General features: G+C 36.3%; 18 protein-coding genes. 4 read left to right on the forward strand and 14 right to left on the reverse strand.

Annotated elements, in window-relative coordinates:
• From kdsB to Q7J67_10040, 4 genes are all read left to right on the forward strand, one after another.
• On the forward strand, nucleotides 1–973 hold a 973-nt coding region (gene kdsB, locus Q7J67_10025; GenBank protein ID MDO9465615.1), incomplete at its 5' end, for a 3-deoxy-manno-octulosonate cytidylyltransferase.
• A 142-nt stretch (nucleotides 974–1,115) separates the two neighbouring features.
• Complete coding sequence (locus Q7J67_10030; protein MDO9465616.1) at nucleotides 1,116–1,625, forward strand: hypothetical protein; 510 nt, start codon at nucleotides 1,116–1,118, stop codon at nucleotides 1,623–1,625.
• A gap of 11 nt (nucleotides 1,626–1,636) precedes the next feature.
• Nucleotides 1,637–2,215: an RNA polymerase sigma factor gene (locus tag Q7J67_10035; protein MDO9465617.1), complete on the forward strand. Its 579-nt coding sequence runs from the start codon at nucleotides 1,637–1,639 to the stop codon at nucleotides 2,213–2,215.
• Nucleotides 2,216–2,234: 19 nt separating this feature from the next.
• Nucleotides 2,235–2,771 carry a zf-HC2 domain-containing protein gene (locus tag Q7J67_10040; protein MDO9465618.1) on the forward strand — a complete coding sequence of 179 codons (537 nt, stop codon included), beginning with the start codon at nucleotides 2,235–2,237 and terminating at the stop codon, nucleotides 2,769–2,771.
• Between the two features lie 3 nt (nucleotides 2,772–2,774).
• Here the strand turns inward: Q7J67_10040 and Q7J67_10045 are convergent, their stop codons facing one another.
• From Q7J67_10045 to pilM, 14 genes are all read right to left on the reverse strand, one after another.
• On the reverse strand, nucleotides 2,775–3,893 hold the full coding sequence (locus Q7J67_10045; GenBank protein MDO9465619.1) for a glycosyltransferase: 1,119 nt from the start codon (nucleotides 3,891–3,893) through the stop codon (nucleotides 2,775–2,777).
• Nucleotides 3,883–5,040 (reverse strand): tetraacyldisaccharide 4'-kinase, encoded by a 1,158-nt coding sequence (gene lpxK / locus Q7J67_10050; GenBank protein MDO9465620.1) that lies wholly within the window; start codon nucleotides 5,038–5,040, stop codon nucleotides 3,883–3,885. Before lpxK ends, Q7J67_10045 begins: the two co-directional genes overlap by 11 nt.
• 4 nt (nucleotides 5,041–5,044) lie before the next feature.
• Complete coding sequence (locus Q7J67_10055; protein MDO9465621.1) at nucleotides 5,045–6,028, reverse strand: bifunctional oligoribonuclease/PAP phosphatase NrnA; 984 nt, start codon at nucleotides 6,026–6,028, stop codon at nucleotides 5,045–5,047.
• On the reverse strand, nucleotides 6,006–6,353 hold the full coding sequence (gene rbfA, locus Q7J67_10060; GenBank protein ID MDO9465622.1) for a 30S ribosome-binding factor RbfA: 348 nt from the start codon (nucleotides 6,351–6,353) through the stop codon (nucleotides 6,006–6,008). Before rbfA ends, Q7J67_10055 begins: the two co-directional genes overlap by 23 nt.
• Nucleotides 6,354–6,374: 21 nt before the next feature.
• A complete protein-coding gene (gene infB / locus Q7J67_10065) occupies nucleotides 6,375–8,306 on the reverse strand; it encodes a translation initiation factor IF-2 (protein ID MDO9465623.1) in 1,932 nt (643 codons plus the stop codon).
• A gap of 18 nt (nucleotides 8,307–8,324) precedes the next feature.
• The gene (gene nusA / locus Q7J67_10070; GenBank protein MDO9465624.1) at nucleotides 8,325–9,524 is read right to left on the reverse strand and encodes a transcription termination factor NusA; all 1,200 of its coding nucleotides are present in this window, start codon (nucleotides 9,522–9,524) and stop codon (nucleotides 8,325–8,327) included.
• 84 nt (nucleotides 9,525–9,608) lie between these two features.
• The gene (locus Q7J67_10075; GenBank protein MDO9465625.1) at nucleotides 9,609–11,546 is read right to left on the reverse strand and encodes a hypothetical protein; all 1,938 of its coding nucleotides are present in this window, start codon (nucleotides 11,544–11,546) and stop codon (nucleotides 9,609–9,611) included.
• A 94-nt stretch (nucleotides 11,547–11,640) separates the two neighbouring features.
• The gene (gene rho / locus Q7J67_10080) at nucleotides 11,641–12,897 is read right to left on the reverse strand and encodes a transcription termination factor Rho (protein MDO9465626.1); all 1,257 of its coding nucleotides are present in this window, start codon (nucleotides 12,895–12,897) and stop codon (nucleotides 11,641–11,643) included.
• 8 nt (nucleotides 12,898–12,905) lie between these two features.
• The gene (gene coaE / locus Q7J67_10085; GenBank protein MDO9465627.1) at nucleotides 12,906–13,517 is read right to left on the reverse strand and encodes a dephospho-CoA kinase; all 612 of its coding nucleotides are present in this window, start codon (nucleotides 13,515–13,517) and stop codon (nucleotides 12,906–12,908) included.
• 104 nt (nucleotides 13,518–13,621) lie between these two features.
• Complete coding sequence (locus Q7J67_10090) at nucleotides 13,622–14,485, reverse strand: 5'-3' exonuclease H3TH domain-containing protein (protein MDO9465628.1); 864 nt, start codon at nucleotides 14,483–14,485, stop codon at nucleotides 13,622–13,624.
• A 157-nt stretch (nucleotides 14,486–14,642) separates the two neighbouring features.
• The gene (locus Q7J67_10095; protein MDO9465629.1) at nucleotides 14,643–17,882 is read right to left on the reverse strand and encodes a hypothetical protein; all 3,240 of its coding nucleotides are present in this window, start codon (nucleotides 17,880–17,882) and stop codon (nucleotides 14,643–14,645) included.
• Between the two features lie 17 nt (nucleotides 17,883–17,899).
• On the reverse strand, nucleotides 17,900–18,469 hold the full coding sequence (locus Q7J67_10100; GenBank protein MDO9465630.1) for a hypothetical protein: 570 nt from the start codon (nucleotides 18,467–18,469) through the stop codon (nucleotides 17,900–17,902).
• A 17-nt stretch (nucleotides 18,470–18,486) separates the two neighbouring features.
• On the reverse strand, nucleotides 18,487–19,206 hold the full coding sequence (locus tag Q7J67_10105; protein ID MDO9465631.1) for an Amuc_1100 family pilus-like protein: 720 nt from the start codon (nucleotides 19,204–19,206) through the stop codon (nucleotides 18,487–18,489).
• Between the two features lie 4 nt (nucleotides 19,207–19,210).
• Nucleotides 19,211–20,794, reverse strand: coding sequence for a type IV pilus assembly protein PilM (gene pilM / locus Q7J67_10110; GenBank protein ID MDO9465632.1), 1,584 nt, complete (start codon nucleotides 20,792–20,794; stop codon nucleotides 19,211–19,213).
• Nucleotides 20,795–21,018 lie beyond the last annotated feature (224 nt).

Here is a 21,018-nt window from a genome sequence, read left to right on the forward strand (position 1 = left end):
ACAAGGAGTTATCCACATTATGCACAGAATTAACAAAAAGAAAAAGTTTGATCAAAAAGAAAAAATTACTACTACTAATCTTAACAAAATAGGACATTTCTACTTTGGTAAGAATAGGACATTTCTATTTTGGCTTGACAGCAATGCTTTTCCTGCTTGCCAAAACCAGTGCATAATGATAGCATATACTGTTATGAAGAGTCATAAGCCTAAAATAATTGCTATTATTCCTGCAAGATATGCCTCTACCAGACTTCCAGGAAAAGTACTCAAGGATATTTGTGGGAAGCCTATGATACAACATGTTTATGAAATAGTATCCAATGTCAAATTTATTCAGGAGACAATCATAGCTACAGATGACAAACGGATACTAAGAGTAGCGCAAAAATTCGGAGCTAATGCTGAGATGTCTCCAAAAAGCTGCAAATCCGGCACTGACAGAATTGCATGGATAATCAAGAAAATGCCTGATATTAGAGAAGATGACATTATCATCAATGTGCAGGGAGATGAGCCTTTAGTAAATCCAAAAGCTATTAAAAAGCTTATAAAAACGATATTGTGTGACGTACATGTCGTTATGGCAAGTTTAATGACTAAAATATCTAATATTAATGAATTGATGGATTCAGGCATAAATAAAGTAGTGGTAGATAAAAACAATTTTGCACTGTACTTTTCTCACTCCCCTATCCCATTTTCAAGGGATAAATTGAAGAATCTAAACACTAAACTAATTCTTGGGACAACGGACATATTCTATAAACACTTAGGAATATACGCCTACAGAAAACATTTCTTATTAAAGTATGCCAAAATGCCTCAAACCTATCTTGAAAAGATTGAAAAACTTGAACAGCTTAGAGTTCTTGAACATGGTTATAGAATAAAAATGGCGGAAACAGAATTCGACTCAATGAGTATTGATACTCCGGCAGATTTAAGAAAGATCCGGGAAATTCTTTCCTGAAAAATTTCTAATGTAAACTTTTCCTCTTTTTTCTCGTCTAATATAATAAATAGAAAATCTCAGGGCGGAAAGGAGGGATGAAGAAGTAGAAGTCCTAGAATTAAAAAAATGCGAATCAAGTATTAAAAGGAGGAAAATGATCATGGCAAAAAAGTATATTATTCTAATAACAATAGGTTTTGTCTTACTGGCTGGGTTGAATTTTCAGGGCATCTTTATCTATAGGGAACTCGCCAAAATTACAAAATCCAATGCTACAAGAGCAGAGCATCCTTCTAAAAGAAAATCCCGTATGCCACAAGCAAAAAGATACGACAGGGGCACTTTTGAGAAGGGCAGAGTTCCCATGACCACAAAAAGAGAAATTGAGCAACTCAAAAAACTAAGAGAAGAAAATCCCGAAAAATTTCAACAGCTAATGAAAAAACGAAGAGCAAAGCTTAAAGAGAAACTTGCCTATCTCAAAGAACATGACCCTGAAAAATTCGCACAGCTTCAGAATAAATTTCAAAACGCAAGGACGAAAAGACTAAAGGAATTAAAACATACAGATCCTGAAGCTTTTCGTAAGGAAATAGACAAATTAAAACAGCTGAAAAACAATATAGAGAAAAATATTGAAAAGCTGGAAGAAGAATCTGAGCATAAGTAAACCCTGATTATATGGTCTGTGAAGATAGCCAAACAATAAAAGAAGCAAAGGCAGGCAAAGAGTCTGCCTTTGCTCAACTAATAGAGAAATATATGAAAAAAACCTATAGTATGGCATACGCCCTTACTGGAAACAGCGAAGATGCAAAGGATATATCTCAGGAAACTTTTTTGCGAGTATTTCGCTCATTGGGAACATTTAACGAAAAATCATCTTTTAAAACGTGGCTTTACAGAATCGTTATAAACCTCTGTAATGATTATTACAGGCAAAAATTACGTTTTAAATTCATCTTTTGGGATAAAGATAATGAAGATGCCCCAAACAGAAACATTGAAACTGTGCTCATGCCAAAGAGCATGGACAATAATCCTAGAGATAAAGCAGTAGAATCAGAACTGAATGAAAGATTAAATAATGCAATATCCAAATTATCTTTGAAACAAAAAGCTGTATTTGTATTAAAAAACTTCGATGGTTTATTAATAAAAGATATAGCTAAAACACTTGGTTGTAGTGAAGGTACTGTAAAAAGCCACCTTCACAGAGCTTGCAGAAAAATACAAAAAAAGTTAAGACTGTTCTTATGAAAAAGAGGAGGTGTTACATATGCTTAAATGCTGGATGATAAGGAAAAAGCTTTTGGAATACTGTTACAACGAACTATCTGGGGAAAAGGCTAATAAAGTCAGAAACCATCTATTAACCTGTTCAAAATGCCAAAGAAAATATGAGGATACCCAAAACCTGATAAGAGTACTTTCCAATAAAGAGATTAAAAAACCTGCTGAGGGTTTTTGGAAGGAGTATAAAGAAGATCTAATGGAGAAATGGAACAAGGTAAAACATAAAAAATTATCACCAGAGAAATTTGCATCTGTTCATATTCCTAACACAGCATTTAATACAAAAATCTCTCTACAGTTAAAGTTAGCAGTACCTATGCTTGTTTTGGTAATCACTGTTATAATCACAGGCATCTTTGTTAATAAAAAGGAACTCAGCACTGGACAATTGCTTAAGGAATATATAATTCTCGAGGATTTAGGAGAAAATGCAACATTTGTCTTGAATAACAATAATGCTACTGACTCACTTGTGAAAGACATAGAGTTCTGGGAACAGGTAGATAGTAATTGGATATAAGAATTATTTATTTTTTGACAGACACGTTTTATAAAGAACATCTGTTTGGCAGGCCATTTCTTGAATACTGAACTTTGCTACATGCTCTCTGGCTTTTCTTCCCATATCAATTCTTAATTGCTTATTATCTAAAATTTTTATAATAGCATTTGCCAGTTTATCACTGTTTGCCGGAGGAATGATAAAACCAGTTTCCGCATCAATCACTGCTTCCCTATTCCCACCAACATCTGTTGCTACAACAGGTTTCCCTGCTGCCATTGATTCTAATATAACGTTTGAAAACCCTTCTACGAAAGAGGAAAGCACAGAAACATCTATGATATGAAGCAGCTCAGGGATATCATGCCTAAGTCCTGTAAAGATTACCCTGCCTCTTATCCCCAGCCGCATTGCCTGTTCCTTGAGCTCGGATTCTAACGGTCCTTCTCCAACAATCATGAATTTTACATTATCAATAATCCCATTGATTTTAGATGCAGCTTCTAAAAAATACTTATGCCCTTTTTGAGGATAAAGACGTGCAAAAATCCCAACTAACAGCTCATCTTCCCCAACGCCAATCTCCTCTCTCTTAGCCTGATAGTCAAAGTCTTTATTAAACTCTTCAATATCTATGCCATTATATATTGTTACAAACTTATTTGGATAAATTCCTGAATTTTTAATGTTAAATTCTCTTACAGAATCTGAAACAGCTATTATTTTGTCTGTGCACCTTGAAAGCACCCTGTCAATCAGAAAGTGTTTTCTTGTTTTCCATGTATCTATGTTGTGAAGATTAGCAATAATCACTGGTATGCCTGCAAATTTTGCAGCAATGCGGCCAGGTGTGTTTGACCGATACATATGAGTATGAACTATATCAAATTTCTCATTCTTCATAAATTTGTATAACCTGTACAATCCCACAGGGTCCAATCTACTCCTCATACGTATTTTAACAACTCTTATCCCAAGAGCTCCCAGATCATTCTCATAAGCTCCCTGTTTATCCCGAATACAGCAGACCGTTATATCATATTTATCCCTTAATAAAGAAAGTACTCTAACCAGCCTTTTCTCTATTCCACCGACTGGCAGCCATGTTATTATTCTTAGAAGTTTAGGTTTATATTGCATTAATCAACTTTTTTAATCTATCTATTCCTGAAATAATCCCTACTTCAATTCTGAGAACCAGTATTTCAAGATTCTTAATATTCAACCTTTGCAACCTTACTGCGTCTTTTTGCGTAGTAATGATAAATTTTACATTAAGCGCTTTTTGCCTCGCCTGTATGTTATCTATATCCTTTTTTGCGTACCAATAATGGTCAGGATACCTAAGCTTTTCTACTATTTTGGCTCCAACATGTTCCAATGTGTTCTCAAAAGATACTGGATCTCCAAGGCTTGAAAGCGCTATTACCTTTTCCCCCTTTATACATTCAATATCCAGCTGCTCTTCTCCAGCAATACTTTTAAAACATACAGGCTTATGAATAGTGGTTATGACTTGTGCTGAGCTGTTAATATCAAGAAGCCTTTTCTTAATTATCTCTGTATCCTTAATCATATCAATTTTTGTTATTATAAAGCAATCTGCTCTTTTTAAACACTTATATGGCTCACGTAAATTTCCCCTTGGGAAAACATATCCATTACCAAAAGGACTGGAAGCATTTATAACTACTATATTTATATCTCTATGTAAGCGCCAATGTTGGAAGCCGTCATCTAAAACTACTATATCTACGTTGAACTTTTCTTCTGCGATTTTTCCTGTTTCATATCTATTCTTGCCAACAAAAACAACTGTGCTTTTCAGGTTCTTTGCTAAAAGATATGGCTCATCTCCTGCTTTTTCTACATTACACAAAATCTCTTTTCCATTAGAAACAAGTTTTATATCACTCTCTCCGACTCTTCTGTATCCTCTGCTCAATACTGCAACTTTTTTCCCTTTTTTAATAAGCATATTCACTAGAAGTTCTACAACAGGAGTTTTACCAACTCCTCCCAATGTTATGCCTCCAATACTTATAACTTTTGAGGAGAGTTTCCTTTTCTTTAGAAGATTCATGGAATACATAAAAAGCAGCATACTCTGGCCAATAATCACTAAAAATGAAATAAAGAAGAGACATAGTTTTAGTAAGCTATGTCTTCTATTATCAGACACTATATTTCTATAAAAAAAATCGTGCCAATATCTACCAGACCATGGACCATAGACCATAGACCATAGTCTTTCACTGCGGTCTGTCGTCTGTGATCTGTCGTCCATAGTATTAAACTCTCAATTCTAACACTGCAGTTCTTACAACATTTTTTAATACACTGCTTAATTCCCCATTAATCGTACATGCAGCTGCATTGTGGTGTCCGCCTCCTCCGAATTTCGATGCAATTTTGCTGACATTTATCTTGCTTTTTGAGCGAAAGCTTATCTTTATATTTCCCTGAGAATGTTGTTTGAAGAGAATCCCTACCTCAACTCCTTCTACATTGCGCGCATACTCAACTATTTCCTCACTATCCTCTTCTCTTGCACATGCCTTTGTATACATATCAGATGTAATAAACATATAACCTATCTTTCCTTTAGCGTCAAAACTCAATGTCTCTAACGCAAGCTGCAATAATTTAAGCTTACTTACAGGAATGTTCTGATATATTTGATTGCATATTTTAGTATGATCAATGCCTGTTTGCAGAAGTTCAGAAACTGCCAAATGCGTCTCAGCGCTGGTATTAGAATACTGAAATGACCCTGTATCAGTCACAATAGCTGTATATAAACAAATCGCCTCAGGTTTCCTTATCTCCAATTTCATATACTTATAAAGATGAAAAATTTGTTCCCCAACTGAACTCATATGAGGATCTATCCAGTTTATAATGCCAAAACAATCATTACTCAGATGATGATCTATATTTATTACTGTTTTTATATTATTTATATGGTCTCTCATATTCCCCAGTCTACCTTTGCTTCCAACATCTAATACAAACGCTAGTTCACTATACGGCAGAGTTACATTATGCTTAATTAACCCGCTGTTAGGCAGAAACTTATATCTTGCTGGCAAGGGAAATGAATTAATTAGCTCAACGTCTTTTCCCATTCTCTTTAAAAGCAGGTATAAAGCTATTTGGGAACCAATTGCGTCTCCGTCAGGATAGACATGAGTGGTAATAAGAAATCTTTTGTGGCAGGCTATTTGCCTGATAATCCTGTTTATAATCTTCTCATTTTTGATTAGAAATTTCATCTATCTTCTTCAGAACACGCATTCCATCTTCAAAAGCCTTATCATATATAAAGTGAAACTCTGGAGTAACCCTTAGATCCATGCTATGGGCAATACGAGTCCTGATAAATCCACTAGCTTGCCGGATATGTCTCATAATCCTGTTTTTATCTGAGCCCTCACCCGGAGGAATTAGATAAACTTTAGCATAGTGCAGATCAGAACTTACCTCAACCCTATTGATTGTAACAAATTTTACAGCTATATCATTCATATCTGTAAGCAATATCTTACTAATTTCTCTTTTTAAGGATTGATTTATTCGATCTGTTCGTCGTTTTGACACAATAATTCAGCCAATTCTATATTATTTCAGCTTTTCCTTTTCCATGACATGCGCTTCTATGATATCCCCTTCTTGGACATCTTTGCAGTTGTCTAGCCCAATTCCACATTCGAGCTCTGCTTTAACTTCTTTTGCATCATTCTTAAATCTACGCAAAGAAGATATTTTGCCTTGATAAACAGGTTTGCCTTCTCTTGTTAAAGTAGCTACGCAATCTCTCCTGATCTTCCCTTCTAAAACATACGACCCACAAATTAACGTAGTTTTTGAAATCTTAAAAATCTGACGCACTTCTGCTTTTCCTATTAAAACTTTTTTATATTCAGGCTCAATCAACCCTTCAACCAGTTTTTTAATATTATCAACAGCTTCATATATAATACTATAATATCTTATAGATACATCATTTCTTTCTGCAATATCTAATGCTCCTGATTCTGCATGAACGCCAAAACCCAGTATTATTGCGCCAGAAGAAGATGCCAGTAAGACATCCGATTCGTTAATATTTCCGATTCCGCTATGAATAATATTTACCTTGACTTTTTCTAGGCTCAGGACCTCTAATGAGTTACATAATGGCTCAATAGACCCTCTAACATCCCCTTTAATGATAAGATAAATTACTTTTGTCTTATCATCTTTGATATTAAAATTAGCAGTGTTTCCTCCTTTAACATGTTTTCCCGATTCTAATCTTGAACTCATTTCTTTGGCAACTTTTTCAGACTCTACTGCTAAAAACCCTTCACCTATTTCTGGAGCTTCTGAAAATCCAAGTATTTCTACAGGAGTAGACGGACCTGCTTCATATACTCTTTTGCCTTTATCATTTATTAAAGCTCTCACCTTCCCGCAACACATCCCGGAAATAAAAGCATCTCCCATTCGTAAAGTTCCCTCTTGTATAATAACTGTAGCTACATGCCCTTTACCTTTATCTATTCTGGATTCTATGACTGTACCCTTTGCAGGAGTAGAGGTGTCTACAGTCAGCTCCAGCATGTCAGTCTCAAGGAGCAGCATTTCCAATAAATTATCCAATCCCTGCTTCTTAATAGCTGATACTTCCACACATACAGTTTTCCCTCCCCATTCTTCAGGGGTCAAGTCTTGCTCTGACAATTGCTGTTTCACTCGCTCTACATCCGCATCTGACTTATCAATCTTATTAATTGCTACTACAATTGGCACATTAGCCGCCTTTGCATGATTAATGGCCTCTATTGTTTGCGGCATAATACCATCGTCTGCTGCCACAACTAATACTACTATATCTGTAACATGTGCGCCTCTAGCTCTCATAGATGTAAATGCTTCGTGTCCAGGGGTGTCAATAAAAACGACATCTCTTTTGTTAACATTTAGTTTGTATGCCCCTATATGCTGTGTAATGCTTCCTTTTTCACTACCAGCAACATCTGCATGTCTAATGGCATCTAAGAGACATGTTTTCCCGTGGTCCACATGACCCATTACTGTTACAATAGGAGCTCTTGAGACGGATCCCTTAGTTTTTATTTTTGTCCTGACAACAACATCTTTTTCATCAGCAACTCTAATTAGATCAGGATCGTAACCTAGCTCTATAGCAACTTCAACAGCAAGTTCAGGCTTGAGCATCTGATTAACATTAGCAAAAATGCCTCTTTCGATTAACTTCTTAATTAATGCAGTTGCATTTACATTAATCATTGTTGCGAGCTGTCCAACAGTGATATCCGAAGGTATTAAAAGACCATCCGACGAGTCATCCAACGAAGATTTCCCTTTCTTTACGGTCTTTTGTTCTTTTAGCTTCCCTTCTTCTCTTAACATCTCAATAAAAAGGTTACATGCGTCATCCTCTATATCACTCATATGGGTTTTTATACTAACCCCCAACTTTTTCAGTTCTTTTATGACCTCTTTACTTGGCAAACCAACTTTTTTTGCTAATTTGTGTACTTTCATTTTCTCATAAGCCTAAGTTTATTTAAGCATTTTTATCTTTGCAGCTGTTTTTATTCCAATACCAGGCAATTTAAGTAAATCCTTTACTGATATCTTACTAATCTTGTTCATTGTATCATATCCATGATTTTCTAAAATACCTATTATTCCCTTACCAATGCCCGGTATATTAATTTTGTCTCTTTCCTCTTTCTTTTCATCAGCAACTATATCAATCCTGCAATCAACCAACCGTGACGTTAACTTTACATTCTGCCCTTTTTTGCCAATTGCAATAGCAAGTTGATCCGGGTCAACTAATACAGTCGCTGCTTTGTTTGCCTCATCCAATTTTACACTTTTTATTTCAGCTGGGGCTAATGCTTTTCTAATAAAGGTTTTAAGATCTTTATCCCATTCAATAACGTCAATCCTCTCACCAGCAAGTTCCTCAATAACTGCCTTTATCCTGGTGCCTTTTATCCCGACACACGCTCCGACACAATCAACATTTTCTTTGTTGCTGCAAACAGCTATTTTTGTTCTATCTCCTGCTTCTCTAGCAATAGCTTTTATTTCAACTATATTTTGAGCAATTTCGGGAACCTCTAACTCAAGCAATCGTCTTACAAACTCTGGATGTGTTCTGGAAACAATTATCTTAACCTTACTACCAGAATCTGCGACTTCTAAAATATAGGCGCGTATTCTATCACCCTGTTTGTATCTCTCATTCAGTAAACGCTCCCTATACGGCATCCGAGCTTCAGCATCGCCGAGGTCAATTATCACATCTCCATAATCAAATCTATACACAACTCCATTGATTAAAGTGCCTTGTCTTTCTCTAAATTTTTCATACAGATTGTCGTTTTCTACATCTCTTATCTTTTGCATTATTACCTGCTTTGCGGTCTGAGCGGCTATTCTGCCAAAATCATGAGGCGTTATCTCCTCGACATATATGCTGCCGACTTCCAAATTCTTATTTATTTTTTTCGCCTCTTTAATACCAATTTCCTTATGTGGATCTACTACATCACGTACAACTTTTTTTCTTAAGAACACACAAATTTCTTTCCTATCTTCACCAATAGACACCTTAAGGTCTATGGAGGCTCCCAATTTTTTTTGCGCAGCTGATAATAAAGCTGTCTCGACAGCCTCTACAAGAATCTCTTTTTTTATATTTTTCTCTTTACAAAGCGTTGTTATAATTTCGGAAATCTCTTTATTCATGATAATCCTCTATTAATAACAAAGAGTGGGGAAACGTATTACCCACTCTTTTCTATTTGCCGGGTTATTTCTCGGGGTTTTATATCACAATTTAGAAGACCTTGCAAGAAATTTTTCAATAGCTTTTCTTATTTTGTCTTCCTCTTCAATCTCCTCTCTTGAGAATATCTTATAAACTTTATAATACCTATTCTTATACTTTAATTCGAACTTTTTCAGTTCTTCAGGTTTGAATTCAAGTTTAAAAGCAGTTGTTGCTTCATCAAATCTTAAATTGCCCGTTATATACCTCCATGAATACACTCCTCTAGTAATATAAGTCCCCATTGTATAAACAAGATAATTTGTGTCCCTACCCTGACAGAATCTCCACAACTCAGTTTCATCTCTTGAAAACATTGAGTACATATAATTCTTTATTTTATTTCTTATATCATCCGACTCTACTTTTGCATGAATTAATACAGGTCTGTCTGCATACAACCTTATAAATCCTGCTACTGAAAAGTTTGTTGCAATAGGACTATCTTCAGGAGTGTTCTTTTTAAGCCATTTGCATACATCCATTAGGGATGAAGGATGTTCAATAAATCCAAGTTTTTTGCAAATATGAGCTGTCTTTATATATTCAAAAGGCAGGAACATTAGAAGTAAAGCCGTAACCAGATTAACTATCTTTGATTTAAATTCGGGCATTTGAGTTTCGGATTTCGGATTTCGGATTTCGGATTTTTGGGGTATGCACTTATATATAAGGGAGATAGAACAACATAAGAAGAAGATTAGAAAGACTCTCATCCTTGCAAAAAGAAGATACAGAATCAGAAAAAGAAACGTTAAACATACAAAAAGGATATCCTCTTTTGTCGACCTTCCCTTACAACATTCTTTACAAAACAAAACAACTGCTACTAGCGCAATAAAAAGAGTTGAGCTAAAAAAAGTTACTATCTCTATAAGCGAAGGTGTAATATCAGCAGGTAACCACATAAAATTTACATCAAAAGGCAAAAGAGCTGGATTAGCTGGTTTTACTCCCAAGAATCTGAGTTTGTAGAGAAATAGAGATGTTATATGAGAGTATGTACCAAACTGATTTTTTAGCACAAAAGAATTAATAACCTCTAAAAAAGCAAATACGCCAAGAAGCAATAATAATGTTTTTAATCCATTTAATCTCTTCAATTTCATCAGGAAAGCTTTCAGGACGGCAATTGCAACTATAGAATATCCAAAAAACATCACATGACTGTAGAGAAATCCTATCTCTCTAAGCCTTATGTTTGTAAAACCTGCAAACATCATGAATAAAAGCCCTATAAAAACAAATTCTAAATAATTTGAGCTGCTCTTACTGTATATAATTAAAAACGCTACTGAACAAAATAAAATCCCCAAATAGAGTTGGGTAAGATCCCATGATATAACAGCAACATAAAGCAATAATCCAGCCAGAATTGATAAAAACAGCCTTGTTTTGTATCTAGGCTGATTTGAAATAAAAAACAGCAAACTTAAATTAAGGAATATAAGCGGTAAAGCAAAAGTCTGTTTGAGAAAAATTTCTCCTGTAGTTTCCAGCACAGAAGGAAGCATTACTCCATAATATGCTGAGGAAATTAAAGCTGCAACCCGATTTTTAGAGACATTATATGCCAATATAAAAACTGCAATTATACTCAATGAAAAAAGTAAAGGAATGATGTGTCTTATAAAACTAGTTAGTTGAAATTTACCCAGAAATGTTGAAATTCTATACAGATATCCATAGAAATATTCCATAAAAACAAAAACTTTCTTTCGAATATTAATGTTTTCTGGATATTGAATTTTATTGTCTATAACAGGCAGGCTACCTGTCTCAGCAATGACTTTGGTGTATATAAAATGAGGAGCAGATTCATTAGAAAAAGGGAGAGAACCATAAGCCTCTGCTCTGTGGTCAAGTATCTGAAATCTTATAAATATAGAGATTAGATATACTAAGAATATGGCAAAAAATACTACATATTTTCGATACATAATTTTTAGTATTAAGTAGTAAGAATTAAGTAAAAACCGCCACGCATTATAGACTTAATCCTTAGAGCGAAGCGTCTTAATACTTAATCCTGTTTTATACTTCAACCTGATTCATGGTTTCCATAAACTTTCTATTTGTTTTGGTCTTCTTCAATTTCTCAATTAAGAATTCCATTCTTTCTGTTACACTCATTGAAATCAACACCTTACGCAATAACCAAATCTTGCTCAGATCTTTTTGATCTATTAAGAGATCTTCTTTCCTTGTTCCTGAACGTTCCATATCAATAGCAGGGAAAACCCTCTTATCCACAAGCCGCCGATCCAGATGGATTTCCATATTCCCCGTTGCTTTAAATTCCTCAAAAATCACATCATCCATCCTGCTACCTGTATCAATCAGCGCTGTTGCTATTATTGAAAGGCTTCCCCCTTCTTCTATCTTTCTGGCAGCAGCAAAAAACCGCTTTGGTTTATGAAGAGCATTAGAATCCACGCCTCCTGAGAGAATTTTCCCGCTATGCGGCACCAGCACATTATATGCTCTGGCAAGTCTTGTAATACTGTCAAGCAATATAACTACATCTTTTTTGCACTCAACTAATCTTTTTGCTTTTTCAATCACCATTTCAGCCACTTGCACATGACGCTCAGGAGGTTCGTCAAAAGTCGAGCTTATTACCTCTCCATTAACAGAACGCTGCATGTCTGTGACTTCCTCCGGCCGTTCATCTATTAACAATACTATTAAAACCACTTCCGGATGATTCCTTGAGATACTGTTTGCTATTTTTTTGAGAAGCACGGTCTTCCCTGCTCTTGGAGGAGATACTATTAATCCTCTTTGCCCTTTTCCTATAGGAACTAGAATATCCATGACCCGCATAGATATTTCATCAGGATCTGTCTCAAGTACAATTTTCGGCTGCGGAAAAATCGGGGTGAGACGATCAAATTTAATCTTTTTTCTTGCAGTCTCCGGGTCGTCAGAATTTACTTTTTCTATCTTAAGTAAAGCAAAATATTTTTCGCCTTCCTTTGGAGGTCTGATCTCTCCTAATATCAAATCGCCTGTATGAAGGCTAAAACGGCGTATTTGCGATGGAGAGATATAAATATCATCAGGACATGGAAGATAATTGTAGTCTGAGGACCTCAAGAACCCAAATCCTTCATTTAATACCTCAAGAACCCCTTCCCCGTAAATATGTCCGTCTCTTTTTGCATGTTCTCTAATAACTTTTAAAACCAGTTCCTGTTTAGGGAGGCCACTGTTATCTTTAATTTTAAGTTCTTCGGCTATTCCCTGAATTTCATCAACATCCATCCTTTTAAGTTTTATAACATCCAAACGTTTATTCATGTGCATAACTCCTTCCATATTTTTTTGACTTGTTTTTCTGTTTCTTCTAATCCGTTATTGTTATCAATTATAAAATCGGAAAATCTCTCCTTTTCTTTTATTGACAGCTGCGCATTTATTCTTCTGCAGGCTTCTTCTCTGGTTAAAGATGATCTTGCTCTTAATCTTGCTATCTGATTCTCCATACCTACAGAAACTACTATTAACTTATCAACAAGCGAGGTAGCTTCTGCTTCTACAATAAGAGGCGCGTTAATAATAGTTACATTTCCTTCGTCATTGCGAGGCGTAGCTGAAGCAATCTTTTCCTTTATAATCTTAATAATTTCCGGGTGCATTATACGATTAAGATACTCAAGCTTCTTTCTATCCTTAAAAACAATATCTGCTAACCTTTTTTTATCAATCCTCCCAGAGTTATTAAGAATATCCCTGCCAAAGAAGCCAACTATCTTTGCAGGAACATTATTCCTATTAATCCTAGCATTTATTAAATCATTTGCAATTTTGTCTGCATCTATTATCTCTGCACCAAGATCAGCAAACATTACAGCTACTGTATCTTTCCCCGAAGCAATCCCGCCGGTTAAGCCAACTACCTTTAACATATAATTTCTAATTGTTAATTTTAAATTTTCAATGAATCTTTAATTTCAAAATTGCTAAACTATTTTTTTGTTTCCCTCTCTTCTCAAGAGAGGGTCAGAGTGAGTTACGTCAAAATCAGTTTATTAAACCCCAATTCCGCAAAAAGCCTGTTAACTTTACTCCTGTCAAAATCTTCCCTAAAAACTTTCGAACCACAATCCTCCCAGCATATTTTGATGGGAACATCTACCCTGAGACAAACCAATCTTTTACTTAATTCTGCTTGATGAGAGAACTGGCTCAAATTCTTTCTAATCCTTTCGTTCGGTATTTTATCTATGTTTTTCAAAACCCCTTCTAGGTCACCGAACTGTTTAACTAGTTTTGACGCTGTTTTTTCTCCAATCCCCATAACTCCGGGAATATTATCAGAGCTGTCCCCTCCAAGAGCCGCAATATCAACAAGCTTTTCAGGCTCAACACCATATTTTTCACGAACTTTGTTCCTATCAAAAACAGCTCCTTCTTTAACAGAGCGTATAATCCCGATATTGTCAGTTGCAATCTGCAGAAGGTCTTTATCGGGACTCATAACAAATACATCAAACCCATTCTTCTCTCCCTCTTTGGCAATGGTAGCAAGAATATCATCCGCCTCATATCCTCCCAGCTCAAAGATAGGAATATTTAAAGAGCGTATAACCTCTTTAAGTATCGGAAACTGGATAATCAGATCATCCGGCGTTTTAGGACGATTCGCCTTATAAGAAGCAAATTCCTTGTGCCTGAAAGTAGGCTCCGGCAGATCAAAAACTACTCCAATATAATCCGGTTTCTTCATGCGCAATATTTTCATAAGACTTACAGTGAATCCATACACAGCATTTGTCGGCAGCCCTTCCTTCGTCTTCAGTTCCCTTATAGCGTAAAAGGATCTGTAAGCATACGAATTACCATCTATAAGATATAACGACTTTTTCTGACTCATTGCTAGTAAATATTCAGTGAACTCCGTTGAAGAAAAATCCGAAACAAATTAGAAATCTCAATTTTCAAAATTCAAAACATTGTTTCGAGCATTTGTATTTTGGTAATTTGAATTTGTTTCGTGCTTCGTATTTCGTGCTTCGAATTTAAGTTAAGTCTTATAGTGTGTCTTGCGGCGTAATCCGCGCATTTCCGCTGGCATCCAATATGCTCACTGTTACAAATATCAAAAGCTTCTTTTTGTCATTGCTCTTTACCTTGTGCTGAAACAATTTACCCAGTAGGGGAATATCCGAAAGAAAAGGCACCTTATATACAGTCTTTCCGCTAGCATCTTCCATAAACCCGCCAAGAACAATTGTATCGCCATCATGAACAGTTACATATGTCTCTATATCCTTGCTGTAAAAATTTGGCTTACGATATCCTGTTGTATCAGAAGAAGATGAATAATAAGGGGTCGACCAACTCTCAACATTACTAACCACAGGCTGCAAGTATAATGTAACACAATTCGTGGCTTCATTTACCTGCGGTGTAACATTCAGTATCATACCAACATCCTTGTCCGTGAACGTATAATCATAGGTTGTAATCGCAGCCGAGGTCGTAGTCGCAGCCGCAGTAGTGCTTGTTACGGTATCCACATAAGTGACTGTCTCAACAAATCTGACAATTCCGGGCTTATTATTAAGCACTGTCAGCTTTGGAGCTGAAAGAGTATTGGTATCTGCTCTGCTCTGGAGCGCTCTTAAGACAGATGTGAATTGTATTCTATTTAAAACAGCTGCATATGTCATGTTTAGTCCAGTAGTTCCAAGACCTGTAATGCCCGAAAGAACATCTCCTGTAAAAGTATGTGTCTTTTGCAATGTCCCAGATGTTCCATGTACGCCTTTCACAGCAGTTTCAGGCTTTGCCTGATTTTTATTATACGTTCCTGTAATGTCTTTAAAACCTATACCTATGTCCTCCCCTTCCTGCAATCTCACATATACATATCTTGCCTCTATAGAGACCTGAACAGGAGTTCTGAGCTCAGCTAATATTTTCTCTGTCTTATCCAGATTCTCAGGGGTATTCTTAACAAATAGCTTATTGAGTTCACTCTGCACAGTGATACTGGCGCCTGTTGGCTGAGGAACAAGCGCTTCTAAAAGCGCTTTTATGCTTTCGCCGCTTACTGCGCCAGCCACTCCGCCAGTCTCTTCCCCTGCTGCTCCCAATCCAGTTGCTTGCTCCTCAGCCGTAGTCTTGAAACCAGACTCTGTTAAACGTTTTATATTCATTGAAGACCCATACTCCAAGGGGTAGACTCTTGTTTCCAAATCTTCAAGAGGCTGAGTCAGAATCCTGGCATTGGTAGAAATCCATATGTACTCCTTTGTAAACTTGTAATCCAGGCCCTTAGGCCTTAGTATTGCTTCAAGCACACTTAGGAGAGTCATATCCTGCAGGAAACATGTTACCTTCGTATTTACAGAACCTGTTGGCTGAGCAACTGCTGCCTCTCCTGCCCAGCCCTCAGCCTGTTCTGCTGCAGGAGCCGCCTGAGCAGACGCTCCGCCAGAGAATATTGCCTCGTCAACAACAATATTAATACCTGTCTGCTTTATTAAGAACAGTACTACATCTCTCAAATCCGTGCCCGTATACTTTACAAGCGGAACCTTAATGCTGCTTGCCTTATCTTTTAATTCTATAGCTGCTCCTGCCCTTTCTTTCTTGCGTTCTAATTCTTTTCTCCTCTTCACTTCAGCTGGTGGCAACTGCGCTTTAGTAACCTCTAACATTCGCTCATCAGAGATAGTCTGAAGCCGCTTTCTGCTGAGATTCTCTTCCTTAATTGTCTTCTCTGTTCTGGCCTTTGATATTAGAAGCTCTACACTTCTGCGAAGATTTTCATCTAAAACATCAGGAAGAATCTCTTCAAGTATTTTAATTGCCTCATCATATTCTCCTGCGTCTGCCTTTATCTTGGCATCCGTAATCCTATCCTGTATATCCCTCTTTTTTAAGACTTCTTTTCTCTCTATCTGCTTTTTTGCAGTCTTCGCCTGCTGAGCAGATTCCCTTTCATTCTGCTCTCTAAGCGACTCCTCTGAGGCTTTTAAGTATTCCTTTGCCCCTTCATGCGCAGAATCAAGACTCAAAACAGCATTGAATTCTTTAATTGCATCAGAATATTCGTCATTACGGTATAATTTTTTGCCATTTCTGTAACGTGTTTCTATCTTACTCTCTAATTCTTCCCTTTCAATCTGCCTGCGCTCTTCTATCTTCTTTTTCTGAAGCGCTATTAAATCCGCCTCTTTCTCTGTATCCTCCTCTGCCTTTTGTTTTGCAAGTTTTGATGTCTTCTCTGCTGCCTCCTGTTCAGAAACGTCAATTTTTTCTCTTGTTTTATCTGCCATCTTTAAAGCTTTTTTATTTCCGGAATCTATACTGAGAACTTTTTGGTATATAGTAAGAGCTTGTTTGTAATCCTTGTCCCCGTAACTCTCGTCAGCCTGCTTAAAGAGTAATTCTATTTGCTCTCTCTTTATTTCCTCTGCTCTCTTCTGTGCTAATTCTTTCTGTTCCTCAATAAGCTGAGCTTTATCGCTCCGCATTTTCTCTATCATCTTTGTCGCTTTATTATTTTCAGGATCTATCAGAAGCACTTCTTTAGAAACAGACATTGCGCCACTGTAATCTTTGTTGCTGTATAGCTGTTTGGCTTCTCTCACTAACCTGTCTATCTTTTCCTCTCTGGCTTCTTCCTTAAGCTTACGATCTTTCTCCGCCTGCTTCTGCGCTTCTAAACGCGCCTGCTCAGCAAGTTTTCCCTTGTTAGCTAATTCCCTTTCCCTGGCAATTTGAGTCCTCTCTTCTGATTTTGTAATTAGTTTCTGCGCAGACTTATTATCTGAGTCCATTTTGAGAATTGCCACGCATTGAGCTATTGCCTCATTATACTTCTCGTCTGAATACAGACTCCTTGCAATATCAAACAATTCATCCAGCTTCTTCTGCTTTTGCTTCTCAGCTTGTCTTTTCACCAGCTCTTCTTTTTTACGCTGTTCCTCTAATTCTTTCTTCCTTTTTCTTTGCATGCAAACTTGCGCCTTCTTAAGAAGACGGTGAGCACCTGCATTATACTGGTCAATCTCGTGCACCTTCTGACACTCGATAATTGCTCTTTCGTAGTCTCCTCTCTTATAATACTGCCTGGCTAACTTATAATATTCCTTTATTTTTCCCTGATCATTTTCTGACAAAGCTGTATCAGCATAAACAACTTGGCTGGAAAATGCTGAAGAGATCTGAGGACAAAAATCAAATATTTTTGAACATGTAAAATGAACAGTCAGAAAAGAAAAAGCTAATAGAACCATGCCTAAACTGTATTTCTTCATCGCTAAACCTCCTAGAACTACTTATTAATTTCTATCCTTATGTCCTTCTTCTTATCTTCGTCGGATAGTAGCATGTAAGTTTTTGTTATGTCAAGAACTTTAAGGTTTTCAACAAGTTCACCTTTCCCCACATAAAATTCTTCTCCTGTACTTTTATTCTTTATCGTTGCAACCAGCCGTCCTCCAATATCAATAACACCGATATACTCATATTTTGTTGCTGGTTTTATTTTCTTTTCCACTTTCTTTTCCATTACTAGTTCTTCTTTAATCTTAAGCCCTGGCACAGAAGAAAAGGCGTTACGTTTATAAAAATCACGATAGTATAGAATAGGCTTTTTGGTAAAAAGCCCAGCAGACGCACCTAAAGTTTCCTCTTTTGGAATATCCTTATTCAAGACAGCCGGATTATATCTTTGTTCCAACCCAAATTCAGCCTCCAAAGACATGCCTATTTCTTCATTATGACCCCACTGCATGCCCAGTCTGACAGAAAGAAAGAGAAAAACAACCAGAATAAGCCAAAAAATTACTCTTTCAAAATTGTCTTTGAGAATAGCTAAAATTTGGATTAACAGCACTGTCACTTCTTTCCTCCACATCTTTAAATCCAAACAATTGTATTTATCAACAAATCAAGAGAAAGCATATTTGCTTCCTTTGAAGTTATAGAGATTTTCTCTATAACATATAATTCAGAAGCATTTTGCACGTTATATAAAAACTGAGTGATTGCCATAAGATTGCCATTTACAGTAAGTTCTATAGGAACTTCTTCAAAATAGGATTTATTGGAAATCTCACCAAATGTTAAGCTATTAATCGAGAGTAAGTTGCTATTGATACCCAGTTTAAGAATATCCTGCATAACCCCAAGCTGCCTCAATAAAGCAGGAACCTGTTTCCCATCAGGCATTGCATCTGAGAATCCCAATGATGGAGGAATTTCTACACCTGATTTATTGGAGAGCTTAAGCATCTCTCCTCTTACGGTTAATAGTCTCTGCTGGAAAAAAAGCGCAGGATTTCCTGATGTTGGCATCTGAACGTTTTGCTCAAAAGTCAGCTGCTTCTTTACCAATTCATATTCTTTTTCTAACCTCTTATTCCCTTCCTCCAATACCTCGATAATCCTTTTAGATGGAGGCCCTTCACTTCCAGACAAATACTTTCTCAGCTTGGAAGATTTGGAAGTATATTGACTCCCCACAATATGCTCCTTTTTTCTTATAGGCCCAGCTAATGTAACATATAACATACCAAGAATAACCAGTGTTATTACACCTATTCCTATCAGTATATATTTTTCAGAGACACGTCTCAATCTTCTATCCCTTCTTTAATACAAGATTTAACTCAAATTGGACTTTAACCAGCTCAACCGTCTCAGCCCCACCCTTTTCCTTAGTCTCTTTGTAATTGATCAATTCAACACCTTCAAAATACGGCGAAAATTTCAATCGAGAAATAAAATCATCTATAGCAGGGTATGAGTCGGCTACTCCAACTGCTGACAGAGTACTACCTCCCTCTTTTGCAGTAGAAGAAAATTGTGAAATAACAATACTAGAAGGGGTAAGTCTGCTTATTTCCATTAGTGTTCTAGCCCACAAATCTCTTTTTAAAATTACAGACTTAGAAACACTTAATCTCTGTTTTATCTTTGTTCTCTCCTCCTTTAACTCATTTATTCTCGGGATAAAAGAGTCGTATTTCTTCAATATATCATTTATCCTCTGAAGCTTGGAGTCTTTAATCGTATAACTCTGGAGTGTAAATATATGCACTGTTATAAAGATTAATATTAGCAAAACCGCTGACATAATTAATGGTACTCTTTTCTTCTTAAGTTTCTTCTCTGTAATTAGTTTTAGAGGAAGAAGGTTTGCTTTTGTATCAGACTCACCAAGTGCTGTTAACGCAGATCCAATAGCAACACTCCAAGCATTGGAGTTTTGATCAACGATATTCAGTACTCTCTTATTACTAATTAGAATATTTGAAAAAGGGTTTAGTCCGACTACTTCCATTTTGAGATTATTAGATAGAAACTCTGCAATCTCTTTTAAATTAGAAGTCTGTCCAGTTAAAACAACCTTTCTAAATTCTGATTTTCTATCCATCTGAGACATATAAAAACTAATTGACCGATGTATCTCACCACTCAAAGTTTCCAAAACAGATACAGCTGCATTAAGGTCTTCTTTTTTAAATTTTGCCTTTTCAGCATCTTCAAACCCTATGCTCTGCTCCTTTTGAATTGCTTTAGTAATATCATTTCCTGCAATATGTATTGATCTAGTAAAAACCAGTTGTTTCCCCTTTGCAACACTAATATCCGTTGATGTTGCTCCTATATCTATTAGTACAATCGGTCCGTTATCTAATACATTATTAAATTTGGCACAATTGAATACTGCAAATGAAGTAGCTTCAATTAGATCCACGGCTATTCCTAGTCCTGAAATTCTGGCTAGAAGATCATTAATCAGCCCTGATTTTACAGCAACTAAAGCAATATTTATTTCTTGGGCTGCTTTATCATCTTCTTCTAAAATCTGATAGTCCCAAACAACCTCTTCTAATGGGAAGGGAACTTGTTGTTGAGCTTCATACTTTATGATCTGCCTTATTCTACTTGCTCCTACGGATGGAACCTTAAAATGTCGGACAATAACAGAACGTCCAGGCATAGATACTACTAGCTGGGATTTTGTAAGTTTTTCGAAAGGAGCGATTGCCTCTGTAAGTGCTGAGAGTATATTTTCCTCTTTTGCCCTTCCATCCTTCGCCTTTATACTGACAATATTTGCATTCTTAAGCTCTATTCCTTGAGGAGTTTTTACAAGCTCTACAACCTTAACGGAATTGCTGCCAATATCCAGACCTATGCCATTTTTAGCCTTAGTCATATTTTAATATTCTTTTCTGCTCTACTCAATTAACGTATTATCAACGGGATTCTATCATTGCCATTCTATATTGTCAAGAATACCTGTCAAGCCAAAATAGAAATGTCCTATTCTTACCAAAGTAGAAATGTCCTATTTTGTTAAGATTAGTAGTAGTAATTTTTTCTTTTTGATCAAACTTTTTCTTTTTGTTAATTCTGTGCATAATGTGGATAACTCCTTGT

Source organism: bacterium (genome assembly GCA_030652805.1).
GTDB lineage: Bacteria > JAHJDO01 > JAHJDO01 > JAHJDO01 > JAHJDO01 > JAHJDO01.